At 44.1% G+C, this 26,979-nt stretch carries 23 protein-coding genes and 1 other annotated feature; of the genes, 4 read left to right on the forward strand and 19 right to left on the reverse strand.

What is annotated here, in order from left to right:
- Positions 1–41: 41 nt before the first annotated feature.
- The 6 genes from hemL to hemA are packed head-to-tail and all read right to left on the reverse strand — an operon-like array spanning position 42 to position 6,296.
- Complete coding sequence (gene hemL / locus M1M80_RS14555; protein WP_060399210.1) at positions 42–1,334, reverse strand: glutamate-1-semialdehyde 2,1-aminomutase; 1,293 nt, start codon at positions 1,332–1,334, stop codon at positions 42–44.
- 29 nt (positions 1,335–1,363) lie between these two features.
- On the reverse strand, positions 1,364–2,338 hold the full coding sequence (gene hemB / locus M1M80_RS14560; protein WP_003237595.1) for a porphobilinogen synthase: 975 nt from the start codon (positions 2,336–2,338) through the stop codon (positions 1,364–1,366).
- Positions 2,335–3,123, reverse strand: coding sequence for a uroporphyrinogen-III synthase (gene hemD, locus M1M80_RS14565; RefSeq protein ID WP_060399211.1), 789 nt, complete (start codon positions 3,121–3,123; stop codon positions 2,335–2,337). Before hemD ends, hemB begins: the two co-directional genes overlap by 4 nt.
- A complete protein-coding gene (gene hemC, locus M1M80_RS14570) occupies positions 3,113–4,054 on the reverse strand; it encodes a hydroxymethylbilane synthase (RefSeq protein ID WP_060399212.1) in 942 nt (313 codons plus the stop codon). Before hemC ends, hemD begins: the two co-directional genes overlap by 11 nt.
- A gap of 36 nt (positions 4,055–4,090) precedes the next feature.
- The gene (locus M1M80_RS14575) at positions 4,091–4,921 is read right to left on the reverse strand and encodes a cytochrome c biogenesis protein (protein WP_003222575.1); all 831 of its coding nucleotides are present in this window, start codon (positions 4,919–4,921) and stop codon (positions 4,091–4,093) included.
- 7 nt (positions 4,922–4,928) lie between these two features.
- Positions 4,929–6,296, reverse strand: a complete 1,368-nt coding sequence (gene hemA, locus M1M80_RS14580) for a glutamyl-tRNA reductase (protein WP_060399213.1) — start codon at positions 6,294–6,296, stop codon at positions 4,929–4,931.
- Between the two features lie 231 nt (positions 6,297–6,527).
- Between hemA and M1M80_RS14585 the strand changes: the two genes are divergently transcribed.
- Positions 6,528–7,025 (forward strand): hypothetical protein, encoded by a 498-nt coding sequence (locus M1M80_RS14585; protein ID WP_003237604.1) that lies wholly within the window; start codon positions 6,528–6,530, stop codon positions 7,023–7,025.
- A 23-nt stretch (positions 7,026–7,048) separates the two neighbouring features.
- Here the strand turns inward: M1M80_RS14585 and yihA are convergent, their stop codons facing one another.
- The 13 genes from yihA to ilvB form a co-directional block, all read right to left on the reverse strand.
- Positions 7,049–7,636, reverse strand: coding sequence for a ribosome biogenesis GTP-binding protein YihA/YsxC (yihA, locus tag M1M80_RS14590; protein ID WP_003229621.1), 588 nt, complete (start codon positions 7,634–7,636; stop codon positions 7,049–7,051).
- A complete protein-coding gene (gene lon, locus M1M80_RS14595; protein ID WP_003237606.1) occupies positions 7,633–9,957 on the reverse strand; it encodes an endopeptidase La in 2,325 nt (774 codons plus the stop codon). Before lon ends, yihA begins: the two co-directional genes overlap by 4 nt.
- A gap of 180 nt (positions 9,958–10,137) precedes the next feature.
- On the reverse strand, positions 10,138–11,796 hold the full coding sequence (lonB, locus tag M1M80_RS14600; protein WP_003237608.1) for an ATP-dependent protease LonB: 1,659 nt from the start codon (positions 11,794–11,796) through the stop codon (positions 10,138–10,140).
- A gap of 153 nt (positions 11,797–11,949) precedes the next feature.
- The gene (gene clpX / locus M1M80_RS14605) at positions 11,950–13,212 is read right to left on the reverse strand and encodes an ATP-dependent protease ATP-binding subunit ClpX (RefSeq protein ID WP_003222561.1); all 1,263 of its coding nucleotides are present in this window, start codon (positions 13,210–13,212) and stop codon (positions 11,950–11,952) included.
- A gap of 271 nt (positions 13,213–13,483) precedes the next feature.
- Positions 13,484–14,758 (reverse strand): trigger factor, encoded by a 1,275-nt coding sequence (gene tig, locus M1M80_RS14610; protein ID WP_019259085.1) that lies wholly within the window; start codon positions 14,756–14,758, stop codon positions 13,484–13,486.
- 227 nt (positions 14,759–14,985) lie between these two features.
- Positions 14,986–15,990: a DNA damage checkpoint antagonist DdcA gene (gene ddcA, locus M1M80_RS14615; RefSeq protein ID WP_060399214.1), complete on the reverse strand. Its 1,005-nt coding sequence runs from the start codon at positions 15,988–15,990 to the stop codon at positions 14,986–14,988.
- Between the two features lie 118 nt (positions 15,991–16,108).
- Positions 16,109–16,708 (reverse strand): 3-isopropylmalate dehydratase small subunit, encoded by a 600-nt coding sequence (leuD, locus tag M1M80_RS14620; protein ID WP_019259087.1) that lies wholly within the window; start codon positions 16,706–16,708, stop codon positions 16,109–16,111.
- Positions 16,709–16,720: 12 nt separating this feature from the next.
- On the reverse strand, positions 16,721–18,139 hold the full coding sequence (leuC, locus tag M1M80_RS14625; RefSeq protein ID WP_060399215.1) for a 3-isopropylmalate dehydratase large subunit: 1,419 nt from the start codon (positions 18,137–18,139) through the stop codon (positions 16,721–16,723).
- 49 nt (positions 18,140–18,188) lie between these two features.
- Positions 18,189–19,286 (reverse strand): 3-isopropylmalate dehydrogenase, encoded by a 1,098-nt coding sequence (leuB, locus tag M1M80_RS14630; RefSeq protein WP_060399216.1) that lies wholly within the window; start codon positions 19,284–19,286, stop codon positions 18,189–18,191.
- Positions 19,287–19,306: 20 nt separating this feature from the next.
- Positions 19,307–20,863: a 2-isopropylmalate synthase gene (locus M1M80_RS14635; RefSeq protein ID WP_060399217.1), complete on the reverse strand. Its 1,557-nt coding sequence runs from the start codon at positions 20,861–20,863 to the stop codon at positions 19,307–19,309.
- Positions 20,850–21,878 (reverse strand): ketol-acid reductoisomerase, encoded by a 1,029-nt coding sequence (ilvC, locus tag M1M80_RS14640; protein ID WP_060399218.1) that lies wholly within the window; start codon positions 21,876–21,878, stop codon positions 20,850–20,852. The genes M1M80_RS14635 and ilvC overlap by 14 nt, the downstream gene beginning before the upstream one ends.
- A gap of 23 nt (positions 21,879–21,901) precedes the next feature.
- A complete protein-coding gene (ilvN, locus tag M1M80_RS14645) occupies positions 21,902–22,420 on the reverse strand; it encodes an acetolactate synthase small subunit (protein WP_003237622.1) in 519 nt (172 codons plus the stop codon).
- The gene (ilvB, locus tag M1M80_RS14650) at positions 22,417–24,141 is read right to left on the reverse strand and encodes an acetolactate synthase large subunit (RefSeq protein ID WP_060399219.1); all 1,725 of its coding nucleotides are present in this window, start codon (positions 24,139–24,141) and stop codon (positions 22,417–22,419) included. Before ilvB ends, ilvN begins: the two co-directional genes overlap by 4 nt.
- 122 nt (positions 24,142–24,263) lie before the next feature.
- Positions 24,264–24,510: a binding site (T-box leader), on the reverse strand.
- A 445-nt stretch (positions 24,511–24,955) separates the two neighbouring features.
- On the opposite strand from ilvB, the gene cotQ reads away from it, so the two are divergent.
- The 3 genes from cotQ to M1M80_RS14665 all read left to right on the forward strand — a co-directional run bounded on the left by cotQ (position 24,956) and on the right by M1M80_RS14665 (position 26,939).
- Positions 24,956–25,282 carry an inner spore coat protein CotQ gene (gene cotQ, locus M1M80_RS14655; protein WP_060399220.1) on the forward strand — a complete coding sequence of 109 codons (327 nt, stop codon included), beginning with the start codon at positions 24,956–24,958 and terminating at the stop codon, positions 25,280–25,282.
- A 187-nt stretch (positions 25,283–25,469) separates the two neighbouring features.
- Positions 25,470–25,925 (forward strand): GNAT family N-acetyltransferase, encoded by a 456-nt coding sequence (locus M1M80_RS14660; protein WP_060399221.1) that lies wholly within the window; start codon positions 25,470–25,472, stop codon positions 25,923–25,925.
- Between the two features lie 189 nt (positions 25,926–26,114).
- Entirely contained in the window at positions 26,115–26,939 is an 825-nt protein-coding gene (locus tag M1M80_RS14665; RefSeq protein WP_060399222.1) for a YsnF/AvaK domain-containing protein, read from the forward strand.
- Positions 26,940–26,979 lie beyond the last annotated feature (40 nt).

A 26,979-nucleotide genomic window follows, 5' to 3' on the forward strand; every position in this document is an offset into this window, starting at 1 on the left:
AAAACCGGTACAAGGATGTCCTTGATACCGGTTTTTCACTCTTATCCGCGGCTGATCTCAGCGAATACTTTCTCAGCTGCCTGGATTGTTTTTTCAATATCTTCATCAGTATGGGCCGTTGAAAGGAAAAGGCCTTCGAATTGTGATGGCGGAAGGAATACACCTTCATTTGCCATCCCTTTATAATATTTAGCAAACAGCTTTAAATCAGATGATTTAGCTGTTTCATAATTGATGACAGGTTCGTTTGTAAAGAAGAAACCGATCATCGAACCTGCGCGGTTAAAGGTATGCGGAATGCCATGAGCCTCAGCCGCTTTTGAAATGCCTTCTTCCAGCCTGTCACCTTTTTTGATGAAATTCTTGTAGGAATCAGGTGTCAGCTGTTTTAATGTTTCTAAGCCAGCCGTCATCGCAAGCGGGTTGCCTGACAATGTACCGGCCTGATAAATCGGACCGCTCGGAGCGATCTGCTCCATGATGTCAGCCTTGCCTCCATAAGCGCCGACAGGAAGTCCGCCCCCGATCACTTTTCCTAAACAAGTCAGATCAGGCGTTACGCCGAAATAGCCTTGAGCACAGTTATAATCGACCCGGAAGCCCGTCATCACTTCATCAAAAATCAGCAGGGAACCGTATTGCTCAGTGATATCACGCAGACCTTGCAGGAAGCCTTCTTGCGGCGGAACAACTCCCATATTTCCGGCAACCGGCTCTACGATAACACCCGCAATGTCTTCACCGAATTGCTGGAAAGCAAGCTTTATACTTTCTAAATCATTGTAAGGAACGGTGATGGTGTTTTTCGCAATGCCTTCAGGCACACCAGGGCTGTCAGGCAGACCAAGAGTGGCCACTCCTGAACCTGCTTTAATCAAGAGAGAATCGCCGTGCCCGTGGTAGCAGCCCTCAAATTTTAAAATCTTGTTGCGGCCTGTATAACCTCTTGCCAAACGAAGGGCACTCATTGTGGCCTCTGTTCCGGAGCTGACCATTCGTACAATTTCTACAGATGGCACACGATCAATGACGAGTTGTGCCAGTTCATTTTCCACCTCAGTCGGAGCCCCGAAGCTTGTCCCGTATTCAGCCACTTTTTTGAGGCTCTCTACGACGCGGTCATTTGTATGCCCTAAAATTAAAGGTCCCCATGACAAGACGTAGTCAATATATTCATTACCGTCAATATCAAAGATTTTTGAGCCTTTTCCGCGCTCCATAAAAATCGGGTCCATGTCTACCGATTTAAATGCGCGAACGGGACTGTTCACACCGCCCGGCATGAGTTTTTGCGCTTCTTTAAAAGCCGCTTTTGATTTTTCATAGCTTCTCATCTGCCTCAACTCCTGTCAACTGAATAAAATTACTCCGCAAGCCATTTCGCTGCGTCTTTCGCATGGTACGTAATAATTAGATCGGCACCTGCGCGCTTCATGCTTGTCAAAATTTCTAGCACAATTTCTTTTTCTTTGATCCAGCCGTTCTGCGCTGCAGCCTTCACCATAGAATACTCTCCGCTTACATTATAAGCGACGAGCGGCAAAGTAAACTCATTTTTCACGTCACGCATGATATCCATATATGAAAGTGAAGGTTTGACAATTAAAAAGTCCGCGCCTTCCTCAACATCTGATTGTGCTTCGCGGAGTGCTTCCATACGGTTGGCAGGGTCCATCTGATATGTTTTGCGGTCCCCGAATTGCGGCGTGCTGTTTGCTGCATCACGGAACGGACCGTAAAACTCACTTGAATATTTTACAGCGTAAGACATGATTGGAATATTGACGAATCCTTCTTTATCAAGCGCTTCTCTGATCACTGTAACAAATCCGTCCATCATGTTTGATGGCGCAATGATATCCGCACCAGCTCTCGCTTGGCTGACAGCTGTCTGCGCCAAAAGCTCCAGCGATTCATCATTGAGGATGACTCCGTCTTTGACAAGTCCGCAATGGCCGTGGTCTGTATATTCGCATAAGCATGTATCAGCGACAACAACCATCTCAGGGAAGTGTTTTTTAATTTCTGTGATGGCTTTTTGAACGATGCCGTGATCATGGTACGCTTGCGTTCCGCAATCATCTTTTTCTTCCGGGATGCCGAACACGATGACAGATTGAATGCCCAGTTTGACCAGCTCTGCCACTTCATCCTTCAATAGATCTAATGATACATGGTAAACATCAGGCATTGACGGAACAGCTTTTTTGCCTTCCAGCCCTTCAACGACAAAAATCGGATAAATAAAATCTGATGGATGCAAACGTGTTTCCTTTACCATCTCTCTCATTGTTTTTGAGGACCGCAGGCGGCGGTGTCTGTTAAATAATTGACTCATATTCTCTCTTCCTCTCTTGACATGCTGCACATTAACTCAAGCATGCCGTCTATTGTAAATGTGTCAGGCGTATGTGATGTGATGCCATACGACAGCAGGGCGTCCCTTGTTAAAGGTCCGATGCTGATACATGACGTCCTGTTCGCCTGCCACTTTTTCAATTCTTCTCCTAAGACATGCATAAACGTATGTACGGTTGATGAACTCGTAAATGTCACATAGTCAAATGAATATTGGCCCGCAGCCTCTTTCAGTGCAACGATGCCTTCTTCATCCGGAATCGTTTCGTAAACAACCCATTCCTTCACTTCAAAACCAAGCGGGACAAGTTCTTGTTTGATCACATCACGTGACAAATTGCCTTTAATCACTGTAATTCGTTCCGCCGGTTCAGCATGCTGCTTAAGGGCCTCCGCCAATTGTTCAGCGATATAGTCCTTAGGCATTACATCAACCGATACGTTATGCGTTTCCAAGCGGCGAGCCGTTTTTTCACCAACAGCCGCAATTTTTTTATGAGCAGGAAGAAAAAGCTGATTTTCCTGTAGATAAGAAAAAAAGAAGTCCGCTCCGTTCACACTTGTAAAAACAAGCCAGCCAGGCGCAGCAAGATCCTCTTTCACCTGTTTCGCAAAATCATTCGGCAAAGCGCGTCGAAACGTAATCAAAGAGGTCAAAACCGCTTTTCCGCCAAGCGCCTCCACTTTTTGCTGAAACGATTTTGCCTGCGCCTTATTCCGGGTGACTAGCACTGTTTTTCCTTTCAGCGGAAAATCATTTTCCATCCTCATCAAGCTCCCGTTTTACACGATCAATTAATTCTTTGGCTCCTTTGTCAGCCATAAGAGCGGCACAGCGCTTTCCGACTTCCTCCGGATCGTTTCCGGTGACGGTTTCTTTAAAAATGATTTTGCCGTCAGGAGAAGCGACAAGCCCTGTCAATTCAATTTCATCCTGTCCGTTTAACACTGAGTAGCCTGCGATCGGAACCTGGCAGCCGCCCTCCATCGCGTTTAAATAAGCACGTTCCGCCAACACGGTCCGTTCTGTATATTCATCTGTAAACTGAGAAAACAACGCCAATAGCTCTTCATCAGATTCTCGGCACTCAATCGCCAGTGCTCCTTGGCCCACAGCAGGCAAACAGCGCTCAGGCTCGAGAAATTCGGTTACGACGTCTTGCTTCCAGCCCATTCTGGAAAGGCCGGCAGCAGCTAAAATAATCGCGTCATAATCCTCAGTTTCCAGCTTTTGAAGTCTCGTATCTATATTACCCCTAATCCATTTAATTGTAATGTCAGGACGCTCGATCAAAAGCTGTGCGCTTCTTCTTAAACTGCTTGTGCCAATAACAGCGCCTTCCTTCATTTCTGAAAGCTTTACGCGATTCTTTGAAATAAGGGCGTCACGAGGGTCTTCCCGTTCAGGAATACAGCCGATCACAAGGCCTTCAGGCAAAACAGCAGGCATGTCCTTCATGCTGTGTACCGCCATATCAATGTCTTCATTTAAAAGCGCTTGTTCAATCTCTTTGACAAACAGCCCTTTCCCGCCCACTTTTGAGAGCGTAACGTCGACGATCCGGTCGCCCTTTGTCACGATTTCTTTTATTTCAAAGGTAAACGAAGGATTGATTTCTTTTAGTTTTTGAATGACCCATTTTGTTTGAGTCATAGCGAGTTTGCTCCGTCTGGAACCTACCTTAATCGTTCTCATATTTTTCTTTCCTCCCGAATCTGCTTGGGACATCATTTAACTGAACCAATGGAATTGCGACAGGCTTCCCAGCAGGAAATAATTGATCATCAGCACGAGAAAACAAGCCGTATTCCACAGTGCAGCGACCTTTCCTTGCAGCTCTTTAATCAGCCTGATATAAAGATAGTAGCTGTACAGCAGCAGGACGACAAACGAACCAAGCACTTTGGCATCGAACCAATACAGCGTTTCTAGTGAGACATACGCCCAAATGACACCGAGAATCAAACTCAGCAACAGCATCGGAACCCCGATGACATTCAGAACATATGCCATATAATCAAGCTTAGACAAATCTTCTATTCTCAACAGCCATTTTCCCCATTTTTTCTTTTTCAGCAGATGATATTGAAACATATATAGTACAGAAAAAACGAAAGAAAGGGAAAAAGCGCCGTATGAAAGAATCGCCATTGTAATATGAATCACCAAAAGCTCGGATACTAGCTGTCCGGAAAAAGCAGCTGATTGCTGCTCTGTCGGTGAAAAGGTATGAATGGCGATCATAGAGAATCCTATTACATTTGTAAAAAACACGATAAAGTCAACTCGTAACAGCTTTGTTAAAACAAGTGACAGCGTGACAAGCACCCAGGCATAAAAGTAAAGCGCCTCCGTCACATTTAATACTGGAAACCGCCCCGTCACCCACATAAAATAGGCCAAATACACGGTTTGCAGAGTCCAGACAATAGAAAGCAACCAGAAGGCCATTTTTCCAGCCTTCCGGTTGTGTTGAAGAAAATCTATAAAATAAAAGAGTACACTTAATGCGTAAATGACGATTGTTCCCTCATTAAGTCTTGCCATTGCAGTATCAATCATTCAGCATTCACTCACTTACAAGTGGGGCAAAGCCCGCTTTTGATTCAGCCTTCTTAAAAGAATGGACCTTTTGGCTGCTTTCGACAGTTTTTATCATTTGACGGCCCGCAGCTTCTTCAATATCAAAGATCTGCATAAACAAGGCCAGCTTTTCTTCAGAATCAGCATCTGCTGCAAGCTCTTTCACCTTTAATATCGGATCGCGCAGCATTTGATTAATGATACTTTTGGTATGTTTGTTCAACAGTTTTTTCTCTCTTGTGCTCAAGTGCGGCAGCTTCCGCTCGATACTGTCCATCGTTTCTGACTGGATGGCAAGCGCCTTTTCGCGCAATGCGGAAATAACTGGCACAACCCCAAGTGTATTTAGCCATTGTTTAAACTCCACAATGGTTTCTTCAATTAACAGTTCAACTTTTTCAGCGGTTTCTCTCCGCTCTTTCATGTTCGCTTCTACAATGCCTTCCAGATCATCGATATCATAAAGGAAAACACCTTCAAGGTCATTCAGCGCCGGATCAAGATCTCTTGGCACAGCAATGTCCACCATAAACAGCGGACGTCCCTTACGAAGCTTATTCGCGTTTTCCATCATCTCTTTGGACACGACAAAATCACTTGCGCCGGTTGAACTGATTAAAATATCGGCCTCCGCAAGCGCGCTTTCAAGCTGATTCAAGCTTCTCGCTTCACCGGAGAAACGGTCTGCAAGCTCCTTCGCTTTCAAGTAAGTTCGGTTAATGACAGTAACCTTGCCGATTCCCTGTCCGTGCAGGTTTTCCGCTGCAAGCTCGCCCATTTTTCCCGCACCGAGAATCAAGATGTGCTTGCTTGAAAGGTTTCCGAAGATTTTTTTCGCAAGTTCAACTGCTGCATAGCTTACTGACACTGCATTTGAGCCAATGTCTGTTTCAGCGTGAGTCCGTTTACCCACCGTAACAGCCTGCTTAAACAGCTCATTAAAAATCGTCCCGATCGTTTTTTCTAGCTGAGCTGTTTTAAAGCTGTCGCGCACTTGGCCGAGAATCTGCGTTTCGCCAATCACCATCGAATCAAGTCCGCAGGCTACACGGAATAAATGCTCAACAGCCGCATCGCTCTCGTAAAATGTTAAGAACGGTGACAGCTCTTCTTTGCTTAGTTGAAACCAATCAGCTAAAAACTTTTTTATATAATAACGGCCGGTATGGAGCTGGTCGACTACCGCATAAATTTCGGTGCGGTTGCAGGTGGAAACGATGATGTTTTCAAGAATGCTTTTCTCTTCTTTCAGCTGCACCATCGCTTCTGCCAGCTCATTTGGCTGAAAGCTTACTTTTTCACGTATCTCAATAGGGGCGGATTTATAATCTACTCCCACAACAAGTATATGCATCGCTTTAATTACACCCCCAACACCCAATCTTTATTTATAATCATTCTAACATAGAACTCATTATTTATAATAATTATAACATAGTTTCTTTCGTAAAATGTGAACAGATTTTAAAATTCTTATGCTATATTAGAAAAAGCTTCACGCAAAAGAAGCATTCCTATTGACAATACCAAAAACAGCAGATTTTTACTACACATCAGCTCTAAAAAACAAGAAGGTGATATTTGCATGAAACAAAAATCAATTTTATTCCCTTGTCTGCTCCTTGCCGCTTCTGTATATGCATGGCTTGAAAGCGGCCAAGCCGAACTGTTTTCAGGGCAGGATCAATGGCCTGTTCTCCTCATGCTGTTAGGCGCTGCCTTTGTATATCAAGGAAAAAAAGAAGCCGTCACACCCCATTTTTTTATCGGTTTGCTTCTTTTCGGAATTGGTTTGCACTTTTTTGCAAAGCCGAAATGGACATGGTGGCCGGATGATTTTGAAATGCTTCTCTTTCTGATCGGTTTCTCGCTCTTGATTTCAACCGTTCAGAAAAAAGAATATGTATATGAAGCTGTGTCGATGATTTGTTTTTCCCTGTTTTTGTACTTTTTCAAACAAATAATGGCGTGGCTTGAGTCTGCTCGTATTCCGACAGCGCTTCTGAAAGAGTATTGGCCGTTTGTCTTTATTGGAATCAGTTTATTGTTATTATTGATAAAACGAAAAAAATCTATACGATAAATAAAACCGGCAGAGAGTATTCTCTACCGGTTTATCATTTTTTTGATCGCTCCCCAAGCTTCATCTTTCCCCTTTTTCGTTTCTGAGGAGAAGAGAATCAGTTCGTCTTCCGGATCAATATTTAATGTCTGTCGGACAACCTTCGCGTGTTTGTCCCATTTTCCTTTCGGGATCTTATCCGCCTTTGTAGCGATAACAATAACAGGAATGCCGTAATACTTTAAGAATTCATACATCTGCACATCATCATTAGACGGCGCATGCCGCAAATCAACGATCTGCACCACTGCTTTCAATTCCTCGCGTGTCGTGATGTAGGTTTCAATCATTCTGCCCCAAGCTTCACGCTCAGATTTTGACACTTTGGCAAAACCGTAGCCCGGTACATCCACAAAATGCAACTCATCATTGATAATGTAGAAATTGAGCGTTTGTGTTTTTCCCGGTTTAGATGATGTTCTCGCAAGATTTTTGCGATTGATTAATGAATTGATAAAAGATGATTTTCCCACGTTCGATCTTCCGGCCAGTGCAATTTCCGGAAGCCCGCCCTCAGGGTACTGTTCCGGCTTAACTGCACTGATCACGATTTCTGATTTTGTGACTTTCATTTCTTCTCTCCTACTAAGGCATGTTCCAAAACTTCGTCTAAGTGGGACGCCAATATAAATGTCAGCCCTTCTCTGACGCTTTCCGGAATATCCTCTATATCTTTTTCATTCTCTTTAGGCGCAATGATGGTCGTTAATCCCGCTCTATGCGCGCCAAGCGCTTTTTCCTTCAATCCGCCGATCGGCAGCACACGTCCGCGTAGCGTGATTTCCCCAGTCATGCCGACTTCGCGTGAAACCGCCCGCCCAGTTAAAGCAGAAACAAGCGCTGTCGCCATCGTAATACCGGCTGACGGACCATCTTTAGGCACCGCACCCTCAGGTACATGTATATGAATATCATACTTCTCATGAAAGTCAGGTTCAATGCCAAGTTCTTCTGTTTTTGAACGCACATAGCTGAATGCAGCCTGAGCTGACTCTCTCATGACATCTCCGAGCTTTCCTGTCAGGATCAATTTTCCTTTCCCCGGAGAAAGCGATACTTCAATAGACAGCGTATCTCCGCCGACGGTTGTATAGGCAAGCCCTGTAACTACACCTATCTGGTCTTCTGTTTCAGCTTGTCCGTATCTGAAAATGCGTTTTCCGATAAAGTCCTGAAGATTCTTCTCAGTGACCGTAATCCGTTTTCGCTCTTCAGCAACAATGGCTTTTGCGGCCTTACGGCAAATCGCGGCAAGCTGGCGTTCAAGACTTCTCACACCCGCTTCTCTCGTATAGTAGCGGATGATATCGAGAATCGCCTGGTCACGAAGCTGCAAGTTGCTTTTCTTGAGCCCGTGTTCCTTGATTTGCTTTGGAAGCAGGTGGTCTTTTACAATTTCGAGCTTTTCTACTTCTGTATAACCCGCAATATTAATAATTTCCATTCTGTCTCTAAGCGGGCCCGGGATCGTGGCCAAATTGTTCGCCGTTGCGATAAACAGCACTTTTGATAAATCAAAGGTTTCTTCAATATAGTGATCACTGAAGGTGCTGTTTTGCTCTGGATCAAGCACTTCAAGCATAGCAGATGACGGGTCGCCTCTGAAATCAGATGACATTTTGTCAATTTCGTCTAATAAGAAGACCGGATTCAGCTTGCCGGCTTTTTTCATGCCTTGAATAATGCGTCCAGGCATTGCTCCGACATAGGTCCGTCTGTGTCCGCGGATCTCTGATTCGTCACGCACGCCGCCGAGTGAGATTCTGACGAATTTCCGGTCCAAGCTTTTTGCAATTGATTTGGCTAAAGACGTTTTCCCGACACCAGGAGGTCCCGCCAAGCAGAGAATCGGACCTTTCAGGGATTTTGTCAGCTTCTGGACAGCCAAATATTCTAAGATACGTTCTTTCACTTTTTCAAGTCCGTGATGCTCTTCGTCCAAGAGGCGTCCTGCCTCTTTCAAATCAAGCTTATCATCTGTCTCATCCGTCCACGGGAGAGCAATCAGCCAGTCGATATAGTTGCGGATGACAGAGCTTTCTGCGGAACTTGACGGAATTTTTTCGTATCTGTTCAATTCCTTAAGCGCGGTTTCCTTCACATGGTCGGGCATGCCTGCTTCTTCGATTTTTTCCGTCAGTGTCTGAACTTCGCCTGTTTTGCCTTCTTTATCGCCAAGCTCTTTTTGGATCGCCTTCATCTGTTCGCGCAAGTAGTATTCCTTCTGCGTACGCTCCATCGAACGTTTGACGCGCTGGCCGATCTTTTTCTCGATCTCAAGCACTTCTTTTTCATTATTAATAAAATCAATAACCTTGTTCAGCCTGTCTTTGACGTCAGCCGTTTCTAAAATATCCTGCTTATCCTTTAGTTTAAGGGGCAGGTGAGAAGCAACGATGTCTGCCATTCTCCCTGGCTCTTCGATATCAGTAACCGCGGCGTATGTTTCGGCCGAGATTTTTTTAGAAATTTTTATGTACTGATCAAAGTGATCTAACAAAGTCCGCATCAATGCTTCGTCTTCTGTATCTTTCGATTCATCTTCATGAATCAGCTGAATGTCGACCGACGTGTAATCCTCATGCTCATTGTATTTGACGATTTGGGCGCGCTTAAGGCCCTCAACCAACACACGAATCGTACCGTTCGGAAGCTTCAGCATTTGCTTAATTTTTGTATAGGTGCCGACAGTAAAAATCTCATCTTCACCCGGTTCGTCTATCGAAATATCCTGCTGAGTGGCTAAAAATATCATATGATCATGCATCATTGCCTGTTCAAGGGCCTGAACCGACTTGTCACGTCCTACATCTAAATGTAAAACCATCGTCGGGTACACTAATAAACCTCTTAAAGGGAGGAGCGGGATGCTGCGTTTTAATTCTTCTGCCATGTGACTGACACCTCCGTGACTTTAGTATGAACCATTATAATACAACTTTTTCATCCTTGTACAATAAACGGCATGGGTCCATTTTCTATAAAACAGTCTCCTCGTAGTATACCCTTTCTTTCTGATATGAAAAAGGAAAAGATGTCCTTCATGAAAAAAACCCTATTTTTAAAAATAGGGTTAAACGGATTCTTTATTGATTTCAATATTAAACGGCTTTTGTTCCGTTGGCGGATTCACTAAAATTTCATCAAGCACTTCCTGGAACGTCTTTACTGCAATAATCGTGATTCCATCAATCTGCTTTAAAATCGACTGCTGATTTTCATATGGGATAATCACCTTTTTCGCACCGGACTGCTTGGCCGCTTTTATTTTCGGAATCACGCCTCCAATGGGTTTCACAAGACCGTTCAAGCTGATTTCACCCGTCATGGCAATGGTATTGTCAATTGGAATTTTGTGAATCGCCGAGAAAATTCCTGCAGCCATCGCGATGCCCGCCGACGGACCGTCAATTGGAATCCCTCCTGGGAAATTGATGTGAATATCATAATCAGACGGCTTCATTCCCATTGTCCGGAGCACGGTTAACACATTTTCAACCGAACCCTTCGCCATGCTTTTTCGCCGGATTGATTTGGATTGGCTGCCGATGCTTTCTTCTTCAGCTATACCCGTGATATTAATTGACCCTTTATCCTGAGCCGGGGTTACACTCACTTCGATTTCCAGCAGCGACCCGCTGTTAGGTCCATATACGGCAAGCCCATTTACAATGCCGACCTGCGGTTCAGCGCCGATTTTCTGCTCGTGCTTTGGAGTAAGCTGGCTGGAATGAATGACCCATTCAATATCCTCAATCGTAATGTCTTTCCGATTCTCTGTTACCGCCATTCCCGCTGCGATTTGAATCATATTAACAGCTTCCCGCCCGTTCCGTGTATAGCTGGTCAGCAGATCCAGACTTTCATCGGAAATGTTTTTTTCAATTTTATCCGCTGCTGTTTTGGCAACGGTTTTCAGCTCATCCTTTTCAAGCTCACGGAAAAACACCTCTAAACAGCGGGATCGGATAGCTGGTGGAATTTCGTTCGGCATTCTTGTCGTCGCGCCAATCAGACGAAAATCAGCCGGCAGCCCATTTTGAAAAATATCGTGAATATGATTCGGGATTTGTGTGTTTTCCTCACTGTAATACGCACTGTCTAAAAAGACTTTTCTGTCCTCAAGCACCTTCAGCATTTTATTCATTTGAATAGGATGCAGCTCCCCTATTTCATCAATAAACAGCACACCGCCATGGGCATGGGTAACAGCTCCCTGCTTCGGCTGCGGAATCCCCGCCTGTCCCATTGCTCCGGCCCCTTGGTATATGGGGTCATGGACAGAGCCGATGAGCGGATCGGCAATTCCTCTTTCATCAAAACGAGCTGTTGTCGCATCGAGTTCCACAAAAACAGCCTGTTCTTTAAACGGTGATTGTTTATGTTTTTTCGCTTCTTCTAACACAAGCCGTGCAGCAGCTGTTTTCCCGACGCCCGGAGGTCCATAGACAATGACATGCTGTGGATTCGGCCCGCATAAAGCCGCCTTTAATGCTTTAATGCCGTCTTCCTGTCCGACGATATCTTGAAAGCTTTTAGGGCGGACCTTTTCAGATAATGGCTCGGACAAGCTGATAGCGCGCATTTTCCGAAGCTGCTCCATTTCCTTCTTTGATTCCTTATCTATCGTGACCTTTTGTGTCCTTTGATTTTTAAGCAAATTCCAAAAATACAAACCAATGATGATCCCAAAAAACAGCTGAATAAATAACGCGATCCCTGTCCAACTCATGATGGTCCCTCCTGAAAAACAATTTATGTATCCAATTCATTCCTCTGATTGCTAGTATCTCCCATAGAAGACGGGAATAAACGTTTTTCCGGAAGAGTTTGCAGGACAAAAAAACCTCCTGAATGTCACCACTCAGGAGGTTCGTGCTTATCTTTATGCAGATGTTTTATCTTGGCTTACCTCAGTGCCGTCTTTTAATAAGAGGCGAGGAGGCTCTCCGTGTGTTACAGTTGCCCCGGTAATCACACATTTTTCAATGTCATCACGGGAAGGCAGCTCAAACATCACATCAAGCATAATACCTTCAATGATAGAACGGAGTCCGCGCGCGCCAGTCTTGCGTTCAATTGCTTTTTTAGCAATTTCAGAAAGCGCTTCTTCTTCAAACTCAAGTTCAACATTGTCAAGCTCAAGCATTTTCTTGAATTGCTTAACAAGAGCGTTTTTCGGTTTTGTTAAGATCGCAACCAACGCTTCCTCGTCGAGCTTTTCAAGGCTTGCAATAACCGGAAGACGTCCGATAAATTCAGGAATTAACCCGAAGCGAAGCAAGTCTTCAGGAAGCACTTTTGAAAGAAGATCTTCTTTCTCCAGATCAGCAGCTTTATTGTCCCCACCGAATCCAATCACTTTTTGGCCTAAACGGCGTTTGATGATTTGTTCGATGCCATCAAAAGCACCGCCGCAAATGAACAAAATATTTGTTGTGTCAATTTGAATGAATTCTTGATGAGGATGCTTACGTCCTCCTTGAGGCGGCACGCTTGCCACTGTACCCTCAAGAATTTTAAGCAACGCCTGCTGAACACCTTCGCCTGACACGTCACGTGTAATAGACGGGTTTTCTGATTTTCTTGCCACTTTATCGATTTCATCAATATAGATAATGCCTTTTTCGGCTTTTTCTACATCATAGTCAGCAGCTTGGATGAGCTTCAAGAGAATATTCTCTACATCTTCACCCACGTATCCAGCTTCAGTCAAAGACGTAGCGTCCGCAATCGCAAACGGCACATTTAAAATACGAGCCAATGTTTGCGCCAGAAGGGTTTTACCGCTTCCTGTAGGACCGATTAATGAAATATTACTTTTCGAAAGCTCAACATCATCAACTTTGCTGTTGGAGTTAATGCGCTTATAGTGGTTATACACAGCAACAGCGAGTGATTTCTTCGCTTGATCCTGGCCGATGACATATTCATTTAGAATTTCGCGGATTTCCTGAGGCTTCGGTACGTCTTTAAATTCTACTTCTTCTTCAGTTCCGAGTTCTTCTTCCACAATTTCAGTGCAGAGTTCGATACATTCGTCACATATATATACACCAGGTCCGGCTACAAGCTTACGAACCTGATCTTGTGTTTTTCCACAGAACGAGCATTTTAATTGTCCTTTTTCCTCGTTAAATTTAAACATTCTTTCACCCCTTAATCTTGTCTCACTTTTTCTTTTACCGGCAGAGCAAAAGAAAATGATTCTTGAAACGAACGAGTATGTATTGCATTTTACCATACTTTCCAAAAAGACGGTAACAATGTGTTTCTGACTTGCACATTCTATATGTATGACAAAAAACAGCCTTGCATTAACTATCTTGCCCCAAGAAAAAGAGATATATCATAATTGTACAAAACAAGGCACGAATCATTCGCGCCCTGTTTTATTATTACTATTATTATGCACCATATTAACGGTTTTCTACAAGAAAATCAATTGCTTTGCGAACTTTTAAATCTTCCTTCATCGCGTCAGTAGAACCGATGGCTTGTTTAATATTTTCAACAGGCATGTTGTATGCTTCAGCCATTTTAGAAAGCTCAGCATCAACTTCCTCATCTGATACTTCAAGGTTTTCCGCTTTCGCAATCGCCTCAAGAGTCAGGTTAGATTTTACGCGTTTTTCAGCATCTTCTTTCATTTGCTCTTTTAACGCAGCTTCATCTTGGCCTGAGAATTGAGTGTAAAGCTCAAGGTTCATGCCTTGCATTTGCAGACGCTGTTCGAATTCTTTCAGCATGCGGTCAAGCTCAGTGTCGACCATTGCTTGCGGCACATCGATTTCAGCATTTTCAGAAGCTTTCAGAACAAGCTCTTCACGCAATTTAGCGTCAGCTTCGTTTTCTTTTGCTTCTTCTAAACGTTTCTTTGTTTTTTCAGTTAATTCAGCAAGTGTTTCCACTTCTTCATCGATATCTTTTGCGAATTCATCGTCAAGCTCAGGAAGCTCTTTCGCTTTGATTTCGTGAATTTTCACTTTGAACACAGCTGGTTTGCCTGCAAGCTCTTCAGCGTGATACTCTTCAGGGAATGTCACTTCAACATCCTTCTCAGCACCTGCTTCAAGGCCGACTAACTGATCTTCGAAGCCAGGGATGAATGAACCAGAACCAACTTCTAGAGAGTAGTTTTCAGCTTTTCCGCCTTCGAACGCTTCGCCGTCAACGAATCCTTCGAAATCAAGAACAACTGTGTTTCCTTCTTCAACAGCGCCTTCTTCTTTTACAACGAGCTCAGCTTGACGCTCTTGAAGCGCTTTTAGTTCGTTTTGAACATCTTCGTCAGTTACAGCTGTGTCGTCTTTTTCAATACCTAAGCCTTTGTAGTCGCCAAGCTTCACTTCAGGTTTTACTGTTACTTTCGCAGTGAAGATTAAGCTTTCGCCTTTTTCGATTTTTTCAACATCGATTTCAGGACGGTCTACCGGCTCGATTCCAGCTTCTTCAACCGCTTTAGGGTATTCTACAGGAAGAAGAATATCCAAAGCATCTTGGTAAAGAGCTTCTACGCCAAAGCGCTGTTCGAATAATCCGCGAGGAATTTTACCTTTACGGAATCCAGGAATTGAAACTTGTTTTACTACTTTTTTAAATGCATCATCAAGTGCTGTTTTAAACGTTTCAGCATCAACTTCAACCGTTAAAACGCCTTCGTTGCCTTCTTGTTTTTCCCATTTTACAGACATGTGTTTCCCTCCAAAAATCTATTCAGGTTGTGTCGGTCTTCCATTCTAAAGCAATCATTCGGCTTCGTCCAACAAAAACAAAGCTGCCAAAGATCAGAATCATTATGTATAGATGTTAATAATGAACTGCAAAGCCTGTCCAACCGTATTTCTTATAACCCGTTATACACAAATACAACCATTATATTATAACATAACACATAGCGCTTTCAACTATATGGCGCGATTTACAAATAAGAAATTTCTTCAATATCTTTTATCATTGTGCACGCTTCATCGAGTTCTCTGTCGGTAAACTCATACATCATATGAAGTTCTTCTCTTTCAATTTCAATCCCGTGCATCTCGTAACCGACTTTATGCAGGGCAGCCGCCCAAAGATCGGCCGATAGCAATTTCGGCTGGAACGGATATAAAACGTACAGATGTCTTCTCCACAGTTCTTCTACTGCCGCGTATAAGGTTGGATTTTCATTTCCAAGCGTCTCATCCAGCACCCGTAGCACACGGTGTAAAATCGGAGCGGCATCAGGCGGGACAATCTCAGACGGTTCAATTGTCAAAGACTCGCCAAATTTAGTAATGTGTACGGGTTTGCTGTACTCATGTTCGGCCAATAACATGACAATCATCGTTTTGATAATCGGGTGAGCTGAGGGGTCTTGAAGAATTGTTTTCAGCAGTCCCGTATACTTCGCTACATTGCGGTCTTTTAAGGAATGAATTAAATTCATTTGCTCCTCAGGGCTTGCCAGCACTTTCTCAGTGTCAATGGTATCCTCATATTCCTCGGCCCAAGCCTCGTCCTCACGCTCCGGATCAGTCATTTTACGGCTGAAATCAAGCAGCTTATAAAATTGCTCTGCACTTTCCGCAGGCAGCTGGTTTTCTTCTAAAACGGCTTCAATGGTGCTTTTGACTTCTTCGTATTTTTTGAGCTGAATTAAGATGGTCATGTACACCTGCAAAACCGTAAAATAATGGCCATAGCCTTCTTTGAGCATCTTCTCGCACACGCTTTTTGCCTCTTCCAACTCGCCCAGCTCTAAAAAGCAGATGGCCATCCCTAAGTGAAGATCGGATTCAGTATCATCATATTTCATCGCTTCTGAAAACAGCTCAAGCGCTTCTTGATACTTTTTTTCCTTCAGTGATGCCATCCCTTTTTCCACAAGACGGTCTTTCAGATGAGGAAAAGGAATAATTTTTGCGTTCTTCTTGTCATGCGTCATACCTATATTCCTTTCAGGCATTTATTTTGTTCAAGTGTATCAACACCTGTGAACAAACACAAGAAATGAAAGGTTTCATCAGGCAAAAAAAGCCGCCGGACAGATGCCGGCAGCTTTTTCAGGCTTTAAGCCAAGAGCTTCTTTGTGATTCAAATTCCTTGATTTCATCTTCAAGCAAAAGCGTTAATGAAATTTCATCATAGCCGTTGATGAGCATCTCTTTCCAATGCGGATCCACTTCGAATGAAATTTGATTGCCTTCACTATCATGAATAAGCTGATTTTCAAGGTCAACAGTCATCTGCAATGACTGGTTTTCATACTGACCGACAAGCTTTTTCCAATTGTCATATGGCATGCGAATCGGCAGCATACCGTTTTTAAAGCAGTTCTGGTGGAAAATATCAGCAAATGACGGCGCAATAATGATTTTAAATCCATAATCATCAAGTGCCCACGGAGCGTGTTCACGTGATGATCCGCAGCCGAAGTTTTCTCCTGCTATTAAAATGGAAGCGCCTTGATAAGCCGGCTGGTTTAATTCAAATTCAGGGTTCGGTTCACCGTTCGCATCATATCTCCAGTCAAAGAATGCAAAACGGCCGTAGCCTGTTCTTTCAATCCTCTTCAAAAATTGCTTAGGAATAATTTGATCTGTGTCAACATTGATTCGATTTAATACGGCCGCTTTCCCCGTATGTGTTTTCAAAGGTTCCATCTCGCGCACTCCTTACACAACTGATTTTTCCTGATAAAACTTTCTGACATCAACGAAGTGTCCGTGAATGGCGGCCATCGCAGCCATTGCCGGGCTGACGAGATGTGTTCTCGCACCTTTTCCTTGTCTGCCCTCAAAGTTGCGGTTAGAGGTTGACGCACAGCGCTCTCCCTCAGGAACAACGTCATTATTCATGCTTAAACACATGCTGCAGCCTGACTCTCTCCATTCAAATCCAGCTTCCAAGAAAATTTGGTCAATCCCTTCTTTCTCAGCCTGTAGCTTCACGCTTTGAGATCCGGGAACAACAATGGCTCTTACGCTGTCAGCTACCTTCTTCCCTTTGATCATATCAGCAGCCTGGCGAAGGTCAGTCATGCGAGAATTTGTGCAGGAACCGATAAATACGTGCTCCACTTTGATATCTTCTATTTTCTGATGAGGAGTCAGCCCCATATATTCATAAGCGCGAATCGCTTCTTTTTTGTCATCTTCCGCGGAAAAGCTTTCCGGGGCAGGAACCTCAGAATCGACAGGAAGAACCATTCCCGGGTTGATGCCCCATGTCACCATAGGAGAAATGTCGTTGCCGTCAAGGACGATAGATTTATCGTAAACAGCGCCCGGATCTGTGCGCAGCGCCTTCCATTCCTCTACGGCCTTGTCAAATTCTTCGCCTTTTGGCGTGTACTTGCGGTTTTTGCAATATTCAAATGTCACCTCGTCAGGTGCAATCAAACCTGCTCTTGCCCCTGCTTCAATTGACATGTTACAAACGGTCATCCGCTCATCCATCGTCATATTTCTGAATACTTCCCCAGTGTATTCAATGACATAGCCAGTGCCGAATTTCACACCGTATTTGCCGATGACAGCAAGAATGACATCCTTTGCCGTTACCCCTTTTTGAAGCGTTCCGTCTACGCGCACTTCAAGTGTTTTCGGACGCTGCTGCCACAGTGTCTGTGTGGAAAGAACATGTTCAACTTCACTCGTCCCGATTCCAAATGCAAGGGCGCCGAATGCGCCATGGGTTGATGTATGGCTGTCGCCGCATACAATCGTTTTCCCCGGAAGTGTTAAGCCCAGTTCAGGACCGACGACATGGACAATCCCTTGATCCACACTGTGAAGATCGGCAAGGCGCACGCCAAATTCTTCACAGTTTCGTTCAAGCGCCGTCACCTGGCGTTTCGCAACTTCATCCTTTATCTCAAAACGATTGACGGTCGGGATGTTGTGGTCCATTGTCGCAAATGTGTTTTGCGGTCTTCTGACCTTCCTTCCCTTTTGTCTCAACCCTTCAAATGCCTGAGGAGACGTCACCTCATGAATAAGATGCAAATCAATATAGAGAAGATCCGGTTTTCCCTCACCATGTTTTACAATATGCTGATCCCAAATCTTTTCGATGATTGTTCGAGGCATCATCTTTTATTTCCTCCCTCTACCTATGAACTAAGACCGCTTAACAAAGCTGTCACACATTAGAAATTGTATTTTCACTCATTATTGCTGCCTTAACTTCCTCTGTAATGGCCTGAGTGCTGCTGAACTCTTCGCCTCGTGCCAAGTCTCTTGTTCTTTTTCCGGAAGCCAAGACTTTGTTAACCGCATCCTCTACAGCTTTCGCTTCCTCTTCAAGCCCGAAAGATGTTCTCAAAAGCATTGCCGCTGACAATATGGCCGCGAATGGATTAGCCATCCCTTTGCCGGCTATGTCAGGCGCGGAGCCATGAACAGGCTCAAACAGATGAAGGCCTGAGCTTGATAGGCTGGCTGACGGGAGCATTCCGAGTGAGCCTGTAAGCATGGACGCTTCATCGCTTAAAATATCACCGAACATATTTTCAGTCACCACGACATCAAATTGATTCGGTGCATAAATCAGCTGCATGGCCGCGTTATCCACAAGCATGTGCTCCAGCTTCACATCAGGAAAATCTTTTGCAACGTCTTCAGCCACTTCACGCCAAAGCCTGCTTGATTCAAGTACGTTCGCTTTATCAACAGAGGTCACTTTGCCTTTTCTGGCTGCCGCCATTTTAAAGCCCTCTCTGATCACACGTTCAATTTCCGTCCGCTTATAAAACAGCGTGTCTACAGCTTCCTGCTCGCCTTCAGTGTTTACATAGCGTTTGCTCGGCTGGCCGAAATACAAGCCGCCTGTCAGCTCACGGACGATAACAAAATCAACGTTATCTATATATTCTTTTTTCAAAGGCGAAGCGTCAGAAAGGCTTTCAAACACCTTCACAGGCCGCAAATTCGCAAACAAATCAAGCTGTTTTCTGATGCTGAGCAGCCCTTTTTCAGGTCTCAGCTCCGAAGGATTTTGATCCCATTTCGGTCCGCCGACAGCGCCAAGCAATATAGCGTCCGCATTTTTACAAGCCGTAACTGTTTCCTCCGGAAGGGGATTGTTATGTTCATCAATCGCCGCCCCTCCAATCAGGCCATATTCAAATTCAAATTCATGGTTAAAGCGTTCGGCAACACTTTTCAGTACGTCTGTCGCTGATTCTAATACTTCAGGGCCGATCCCGTCTCCGGGCAATAGAGCAATACGTTTCTTCAAGTTAACCGTACTCCTTTCTTTTATGATCCGACAGCTGTATGGTTTTTAAGTCCGCTCATATTCGACTGGAAAACCAGTTGACGGTTGACTGCATTCAAATAGGCTTTCGCTGAAGCTTCTAATACGTCTTGCGCTATGCCCCGCCCTGCTGATTCTTTTCCGTTCACCAAAACTCTTACATAAACCTGGGCAAATGCGTCTTCGCCTTTTCTGTTGGACTGAATGCGGTAGTCCAAGAGCTCCACGTCTTTATCGATGCAGCGCTCAAGCGTGTTGTAGATCGCTTCCACGCTTCCTGCTCCAGTTGCCGCTTCCTGAATAAGCTCTGCGTTTTCTTGATTTTTCAAAGAAAGTGTAGCCGTAGGAACCTGACTTGTTCCGTAATGCACTTGCAGGGAAAGAAATTCATACCCAATCTTGCGATCTGTTACTTTTTCTTCTAAAATAAGAGAAACAAGATCCTCATCAGTGATTTCTTTTTTCTTCTCAGTCAACTCTTTGAACATCGTAAAGAATTTATTAATCTCTTCACTATCAAATTGGAATCCTAAAGCAGTCAGCCGGTCTTTAAATGCGTGGCGTCCGGAATGTTTCCCTAGGACAAGCGCATCTGCTGTTACGCCGACAAGCTCCGGTGAAATAATTTCATAAGTCGATTTTTCTTTTAAGAAGCCGTCCTGATGGATGCCTGATTCATGAGCAAATGCATTATCGCCCACAACCGCTTTATTGCGCGGAACAGCCATGCCTGTCAACTTGCTTACTAAATCGCTTGTTCGCTTAATCTCGTTCAATGTAATGCCTGTTTCAACTTGATAGAAATCTTTTCTGATATGAAGGGCAACGGCAATTTCCTCTAATGCCGCGTTTCCGGCTCTTTCACCGATTCCGTTCACAGCGCATTCAATTTGATCAGCGCCATTTTCAATCGCAGCAAGAGAGTTTGCGACTGCCATTCCCAAATCATCATGACAGTGGGCCGAAAGCTTTGCTTGATGAATGTTCGGAACGTTTTCCTTCATATATTTAAAGATATTTCCGTATTCCGCTGGGGCCAGGTAGCCGACCGTGTCCGGAAGATTAATAACACTTGCGCCTGCGTCAATGACTTTCTCAACGATTTCCGCTAAAAACGGCAGTTCAGTGCGGCAGGCATCTTCAGCTGACCATTGCACAACAGGAAAACGTTCTTTTGCGTATTTCACCATTTCAACCGCTCTTTTAATCACTTGCTCACGAGTCATTTTCAGCTTGTGTTTCAAATGAATGTCCGATGTAGCGATAAATACGTGAATTCTAGGGTAAGCACCGTCCTTTAACGCTTCCCAAGCAGCATCAATATCACCTTTTACACAACGAGCAAGACCAGTCACTGAACAATTTTTAATGGTTCTTGCAATTTCCTGAACAGCTAAAAAGTCACCTCGGGACGAAGCGGGAAACCCCGCTTCAATGATATCTGCCCCGAGTCTTTCGAGCTGCTTTGCTATGGCAAGTTTCTCCTGAGTATTTAAGTTCACGCCAGGGGACTGTTCACCATCACGAAGCGTCGTATCGAAAAAATTAATTTTGCGCAACGGAGACCACCGCTTCCTTCTTCTTGCCTTGTTTCACAAACGGCATCATTTCACGAAGCTTTCTTCCCACCACTTCGATTTGATGTTCGTTCTCGCTCGCATTGATGGCGTTGAAACGAGGACGGTTTACTTGGTTTTCGACGATCCACTCTTTTGCGAATGTACCGTTTTGGATATCTTTTAATACTTCTTTCATAGATTCTTTTACTTTAGCGTCAACAACGCGAGGTCCTGATACAAAATCTCCCCACTGCGCTGTGTCAGAGATTGAATATCTCATTCCTGCCAGTCCTTCTTCGTACATAAGGTCTACGATTAATTTCAGCTCGTGAAGACACTCGAAGTATGCAAGTTCAGGCTGATAACCTGCTTCAGTTAATGTTTCAAATCCGGCTTTTACAAGCGCGCTTAATCCGCCGCAAAGAACTGCTTGCTCACCGAACAAATCTGTTTCTGTTTCTTCTTTAAATGTCGTTTCCAAAACGCCTGCTCTTGCGCCGCCGATTCCTTTTGCATATGCAAGGGCTTTGTCTCTTGCTTCTCCAGTCACATCTTGATAAATCGCGAACAATGCCGGTACGCCAGCTCCTTGCTCATATGTTCTTCTTACCAAGTGTCCCGGACCTTTAGGCGCTACCAAGAATACATCTACATCCGCCGGAGGAACAATTTGATGGAAATGAACGTTAAATCCGTGAGCGAACACCAATGATTTTCCAGCTGTCAATTCATCTTTGATTTCAGCTTCGTATACTTTTTGCTGCTGTTCATCAGGAAGCAGAACCATGATGATTTCGGCTTGAGCTGCCGCTTCTTTTACTGAAAATACTTTATGTCCGTCTTCTTGGGCCTGAGCGAAAGATTTTCCTTGTCTAACACCGACGATAACGTCAACGCCGCTTTCTTTTAGGTTCAGGGCATGCGCGTGGCCTTGCGAACCGTACCCGATAACCGCTACTGTTTTTCCAGCCAATACGTTTTCTTTGATATCACCGTTATAATATACTTTTACCATTTCAATCTCTCCCTTGTTATGTTTTATACAATAGATATTGTTTTATTGGATGACGCCTTTTGCTGGGTTCCCCTCGCAAAAGCCGTTGTACCTGTTCTCGCGATTTCTTTAATGCCATAAGGTTTTAACAGTTCAATAAGCGCTTCGATTTTGTTAGATTCGCCTGTCACCTGAACAACAATGCTGTCTCTGCTGACATCAACGACAGAGGCTCTGAACGGCTCTATGATTCCATTAATCTCTGTTCTCGTTGACGGTGCGGAAACGACCTTAATTAAGGCCAGTTCCCTCTGGACAATCGATTGATTAGTGATGTCTGTGACTTTCAGCACATCAATCTGTTTGTTGAGCTGTTTTGTCAGCTGTTCAACATCATTTTCTCCTTCAACGTGAACAACGAAGGTAATTCTGGAAACGCCGGTTGTTTCTGTGTGTCCAACTGTAATGCTTTCAATGTTGTAATGTCTTTTTGTAAATAGACCGGTGATCCGGTTTAACACCCCGGAACGGTTCACCACTGTCAATGTGATAATTCTTTTCAAGGTTTCACCCCCACCATTTCATGCAGCCCTTTTCCCGGAGCCACCATCGGGAATACTTTTTCTTCGCTGGCAACCCGCACGTCAATGACAACCGGTTCTTTTGATGTTAATGCCTCTTCCAGCTTTTCTTTCGCTTCCGCTTCTGTTGAAATTCTGATGCCTTTAATGCTGTATGCTTCTGACAATTTGACGAAGTCAGGCTGAGAAGCGAATTTAGACTCTGAATAGCGTTCTTCATAGAAAATTTCTTGCCACTGTCTGACCATTCCGAGACAAGCGTTATTTAAAATCACGACTTTGACGGGAAGATTCAATTCGCGAATGACATCTAGTTCTTGGAGCGTCATTTGAAAACCGCCGTCTCCGAGAACCGCGACTACAGTAGCATCTCTATCTGCCAGCTGTGCGCCAATCGCTGCCGGGAGGCCGAATCCCATCGTTCCAAGTCCGCCTGATGTGACCCATTTATCTGCTTTTTGGAACGGATAAAATTGCGCTGACCACATTTGATGCTGGCCGACATCCGTTGCGACAATGGCCTCGCCATTTGTAAATTGATGAATATATTCAATCAATTTCTGAGGTTTAAAGCCCTCTTCTTCATTATCTACATACCAGAGCGGGTACTCTTCTTTCCATTCGGCAAGCTGTTTTTTCCATTCGCTTGAATCACTTTGTTTGCCGTCTTGTTTGATCAGCTCTTGGAGGACAATTTTGCTGTCTCCGACTACAGGAATTTGTGTTTTCATGATTTTTCCGATTTCAGCCGGATCAATATCGATGTGGGCAATCTTTGCGTTTCTTGCAAAGTGCTTCAGGTTTCCTGTGACGCGGTCATCAAAACGGGCGCCGATACTGATTAAAAGATCACAATCATGAAGGGCCATATTGGCTGTATAAGTACCGTGCATTCCGGCCATTCCAAGGAAAAGCGGATGGTCAGCCGGGAAGCCTCCGAGCCCCAAAAGGGTGTGTGCCACAGGGATTTGCTGCTGCTCTGCATAATTTTTTAATTCTTCTGACGCTTTTCCGTGCAGTACGCCCGCACCCGCCAGGATCACCGGTTTCTTTGCGCTGCTTACGGCTTCTACAAGCTTGCGGATCTGCAAATAATTCGGTTCTGTTGTCGGCTGGTATCCCGGGAGATTCATCTCATGATCGTAGCTGAATTCTCCTTCGATTGTTGCTACATCTTTCGGAATATCAATCAGTACAGGGCCGGGTCTCCCAGTTGTTGCAATATGGAACGCTTCTTTAATAATGCGCGGCAGATCTTCCGGCTGGCGAACCTGGTAGCTGTGTTTTGTCACCGGCATGGTAATTCCTAAAATGTCCGCTTCCTGAAATGCATCGCTGCCGATAACGGAGGTCGCTACCTGCCCTGTAAAAACCACTAATGGCAATGAATCAATCATGGCATCCGCAAGGCCTGTAACGAGGTTTGTCGCCCCCGGACCTGACGTGGCAATGACGACACCAGGTTTTCCAGATACTCTTGCGTATCCTTCCGCTGCATGAATCGCACCTTGTTCGTGACGGGGAAGGATATGTACCATCCCTGAATTGTAGAGTTTATCGTAGATCGGAAGCACTGCCCCGCCCGGATAACCGAATATCATTTCTACTTTCTCTTTTTTTAATGATTCAATCAGCATTAATGCTCCGCTCATCGTCTGTGTACATTTGGCAGATGCTGAATCCACCTGTACATTAGTCCCCATTTTCAGTTCCTCCTTTTGGATTTTCATCCTCTAAAGATCATCTTTAAATTAGCTTGATAGCTGATTATTCAATAAAAAAAGCCCTTCCGCCCACAATCAGCCGCGCAGTGAATGCGATAGCTAAAAGGGGCGAAAAGGCTCTTCTTTCCGCGGTACCACCCTTGTTTACGGCCTTAAAATCGGCCGTCTCATGGATATTTCTATCCGCTTTAATAACGAGTGAATCAAGTTCACCCGGCCAAGTCCTACTATGATTTCAGACTGGCACTCTGAGGCGAGTTCACCTTGTAAAGCTTCACCGGTTCTCAGCTAACCCGGTTCTCTGTGGAAAACTTCAGCAAGGCTACTTATCCTCATCTGCGCTTTTCATATTCAGTCTCCTGAACGGCTTTTCAGCAGTTCAAGAGGGTCAATTGTTTTTTGATTTTTCAGAATCATATTGCGATCATTTTTGCTTGTGAAGCTTGCGTTTATCTTTTGTTGAACTCATATTACGCCGCTTTGGACGCAGTGTCAACAGCATTTTTTAAAATTATTAGACAATTTTGATTAATCAATCTATATTGTATACGCTTTCATTATTGGTATGTAAGGAATTGCAAATGTTAAAAGTTTTTATAATTTTTTTATTAATCTATCAAGGATACACCAGAATTTTTTAATCTGATATAAACATGTCATAAAATATGACGTGCTATTATTTCGATGAGACATATGTATGAAAGATCTTCTTGCAAACATTTTCAATTCGGATAGGCTCTTTCATCAATTCCCGGCATAGACTAGTGATATCTTGCATAGAAAAGGTGATACGATGAATAAATCATTAGCAGACATCCAAGGATTCCCCGGAGGTTTTCCAAGCTTTCCGCAGCCATATTATCCGACGGCTCCTGCCTTTTATCAGCAAAGCTATCAGCCGTTTGGAGGCTATGGATACGGACAGCCGTACAGCCAAGCATACAGCCCGCTAAGCACTCCATCTGCTATGTACTCCTCATTTCCATATGCTTCAGGATTTTACGGACAGCAATTTGCAGGTGGCGGCTATAGCGGTCACGGCGGCGGTTTCAGTATCCCGGCAACGCACGCTGGCGGATTCAGCGGAGCAGCCGGTGTACACGGAGGCTTTAGATATTAAAGAAAACCACAAGGGGCCGAACATCTATTTCGGCTCTTTTTTTTGCTTTGAAACGTCTTATCATTCTAAACAATAATCCCATACTGTCAGATTTTCTGTCTTTCTATTTGGAAACAGAACGGAATATGATTAAGATGAAATGAAAATACGTTCTGCAAATCAACAAGTTTCTGAGGAGGAACTAGAATTGTATATAAAAATAGATGATTTAACTGGACACCAAGTGATCTCACTTGTGAAGGAGCATTTACATAGCATGACACTCATGTCCCCGCCCGAAAGCATCCACGCCTTAGGCTTAGAAAGACTGAGAAAGCCTGAAATAACATTTTGGAGCGCATGGGAGGGAGATGAACTAGCCGGCTGCGGAGCGCTTAAAGAACTGGACAGCCGGCACGGAGAAATCAAATCAATGCGAACGTCTGCATCCCATTTAAGAAAAGGCGTTGCCAAACAAGTTCTTCAGCACATCCTAGAGGAGGCTGGGAAGCGAGGATATGGGCGGTTAAGCTTGGAAACGGGTTCAATGGCTTCATTTGAGCCGGCAAGAAAATTGTATGAAAGCTTCGGTTTTCAGTACTGTGAACCGTTTGCAGACTATGTTGAAGATCCGAACAGTGTGTTTATGACGAAGGAATTGTGAAGCATTTTTTATGAGGGTAGATAAGTGCAGAGGGTGATCTGCCTTATCTATCCTTTTTTGTCTTTCACACCTAATCCGCCTTGTTTTAAAACACACCCGGTGTTTTCAATTTTGTTTATTTTAAAGAGCAGCGGGAATTACAAACGACATGAACGATAAAATGTAAAATTGATAAAGGAGGAGATTGATATGAAAAGTATAGTTGGTGTATACGAAACTCCGCAGGAAACAATCGCAGCAATTGAAGGCTTATTAACAAAAGGGTATGATTCTGACGACATTTCTGTTGTGACAAGCCGTCGAGATACAGATTATCTTGAATCACGCACAGGAACAGAAGTCAATCAGGCCATCGATGCACATGAGGGCGATTCTGAATCTTTTTTCGATAAACTGAAAGATTATTTCACAATGGATGATACTGCTGCTCATAGCAAGGCATTATCCGATTTGGATATCACAACTGACGAAATCGACAAGTATCAAGAGGATCTGGATGACGGAAAACTCCTTGTGGCCGTTGATACAGATGCAGATGTAAATACTCCTCTTGATAACGGCAATGCTCTTTCAGACGGCTTTTCAAGTACAAATGAAATAGCCGATTATACAACGAAAGAAGAAAAAACCATGCCGTTGCGCGAAGAACAGATAAAAGTCGGTAAGGAAGACGTTCAAACCGGAGAAGTAGAGATAGGAAAAGAAGTGAAAACAGAACAAAGAGATATGGACATCCCAGTGAGACACGATGAAATTTATGTTGAACGCCGCCCAGTGGATGAAAACACAGCGGAGGCTTCTCCTGTCAATGATTCAGAAACGGTCAGAGTTCCAATCGTTGAGGAAAAGCTGGAAGTGACTAAAAAACCGGTTGTCACTGATGAAGTAGTTGTTGGAAAACGTACTGTTGAAGAAAATGAACATATTTCTGAAACTGTGAAGAAAGAAGAACCTCGCCTGAATAAAGAAGGAAAAGTTGACGGCTTGGATGATGATCCGTTAAATAACAAATAAAAATTATAAACCGACAACAAAAAACCTCAAATCCTTAAGG

The organism is Bacillus inaquosorum (assembly GCF_023238325.1).
Classification (GTDB): Bacteria; Bacillota; Bacilli; order Bacillales; family Bacillaceae; genus Bacillus; species Bacillus inaquosorum.

Bases quoted from the DNA above. Each gene is read 5' to 3' on its own strand.
- hemB (WP_003237595.1), bottom strand. From the start codon at position 2,338: ATGAGTCAATTATTTAACAGACACCGCCGCCTGCGGTCCTCAAAAACA.
- ilvC (WP_060399218.1), bottom strand. From the start codon at position 21,878: ATGGTAAAAGTATATTATAACGGTGATATCAAAGAAAACGTATTGGCT.
- M1M80_RS14585 (WP_003237604.1), top strand. From the start codon at position 6,528: ATGAAACAAAAATCAATTTTATTCCCTTGTCTGCTCCTTGCCGCTTCT.
- clpX (WP_003222561.1), bottom strand. From the start codon at position 13,212: ATGTTTAAATTTAACGAGGAAAAAGGACAATTAAAATGCTCGTTCTGT.
- lon (WP_003237606.1), bottom strand. From the start codon at position 9,957: ATGGCAGAAGAATTAAAACGCAGCATCCCGCTCCTCCCTTTAAGAGGT.
- hemD (WP_060399211.1), bottom strand. From the start codon at position 3,123: ATGGAAAATGATTTTCCGCTGAAAGGAAAAACAGTGCTAGTCACCCGG.
- leuD (WP_019259087.1), bottom strand. From the start codon at position 16,708: ATGGAACCTTTGAAAACACATACGGGGAAAGCGGCCGTATTAAATCGA.
- tig (WP_019259085.1), bottom strand. From the start codon at position 14,758: ATGTCTGTAAAATGGGAAAAACAAGAAGGCAACGAAGGCGTTTTAACG.
- yihA (WP_003229621.1), bottom strand. From the start codon at position 7,636: ATGAAAGTCACAAAATCAGAAATCGTGATCAGTGCAGTTAAGCCGGAA.
- hemA (WP_060399213.1), bottom strand. From the start codon at position 6,296: ATGCATATACTTGTTGTGGGAGTAGATTATAAATCCGCCCCTATTGAG.
- M1M80_RS14575 (WP_003222575.1), bottom strand. From the start codon at position 4,921: ATGATTGATACTGCAATGGCAAGACTTAATGAGGGAACAATCGTCATT.
- hemC (WP_060399212.1), bottom strand. From the start codon at position 4,054: ATGAGAACGATTAAGGTAGGTTCCAGACGGAGCAAACTCGCTATGACT.
- leuC (WP_060399215.1), bottom strand. From the start codon at position 18,139: ATGATGCCTCGAACAATCATCGAAAAGATTTGGGATCAGCATATTGTA.
- hemL (WP_060399210.1), bottom strand. From the start codon at position 1,334: ATGAGAAGCTATGAAAAATCAAAAGCGGCTTTTAAAGAAGCGCAAAAA.
- lonB (WP_003237608.1), bottom strand. From the start codon at position 11,796: ATGAGTTGGACAGGGATCGCGTTATTTATTCAGCTGTTTTTTGGGATC.
- ilvB (WP_060399219.1), bottom strand. From the start codon at position 24,141: ATGGGGACTAATGTACAGGTGGATTCAGCATCTGCCAAATGTACACAG.
- cotQ (WP_060399220.1), top strand. From the start codon at position 24,956: ATGAATAAATCATTAGCAGACATCCAAGGATTCCCCGGAGGTTTTCCA.
- ddcA (WP_060399214.1), bottom strand. From the start codon at position 15,990: ATGACGCATGACAAGAAGAACGCAAAAATTATTCCTTTTCCTCATCTG.
- M1M80_RS14665 (WP_060399222.1), top strand. From the start codon at position 26,115: ATGAAAAGTATAGTTGGTGTATACGAAACTCCGCAGGAAACAATCGCA.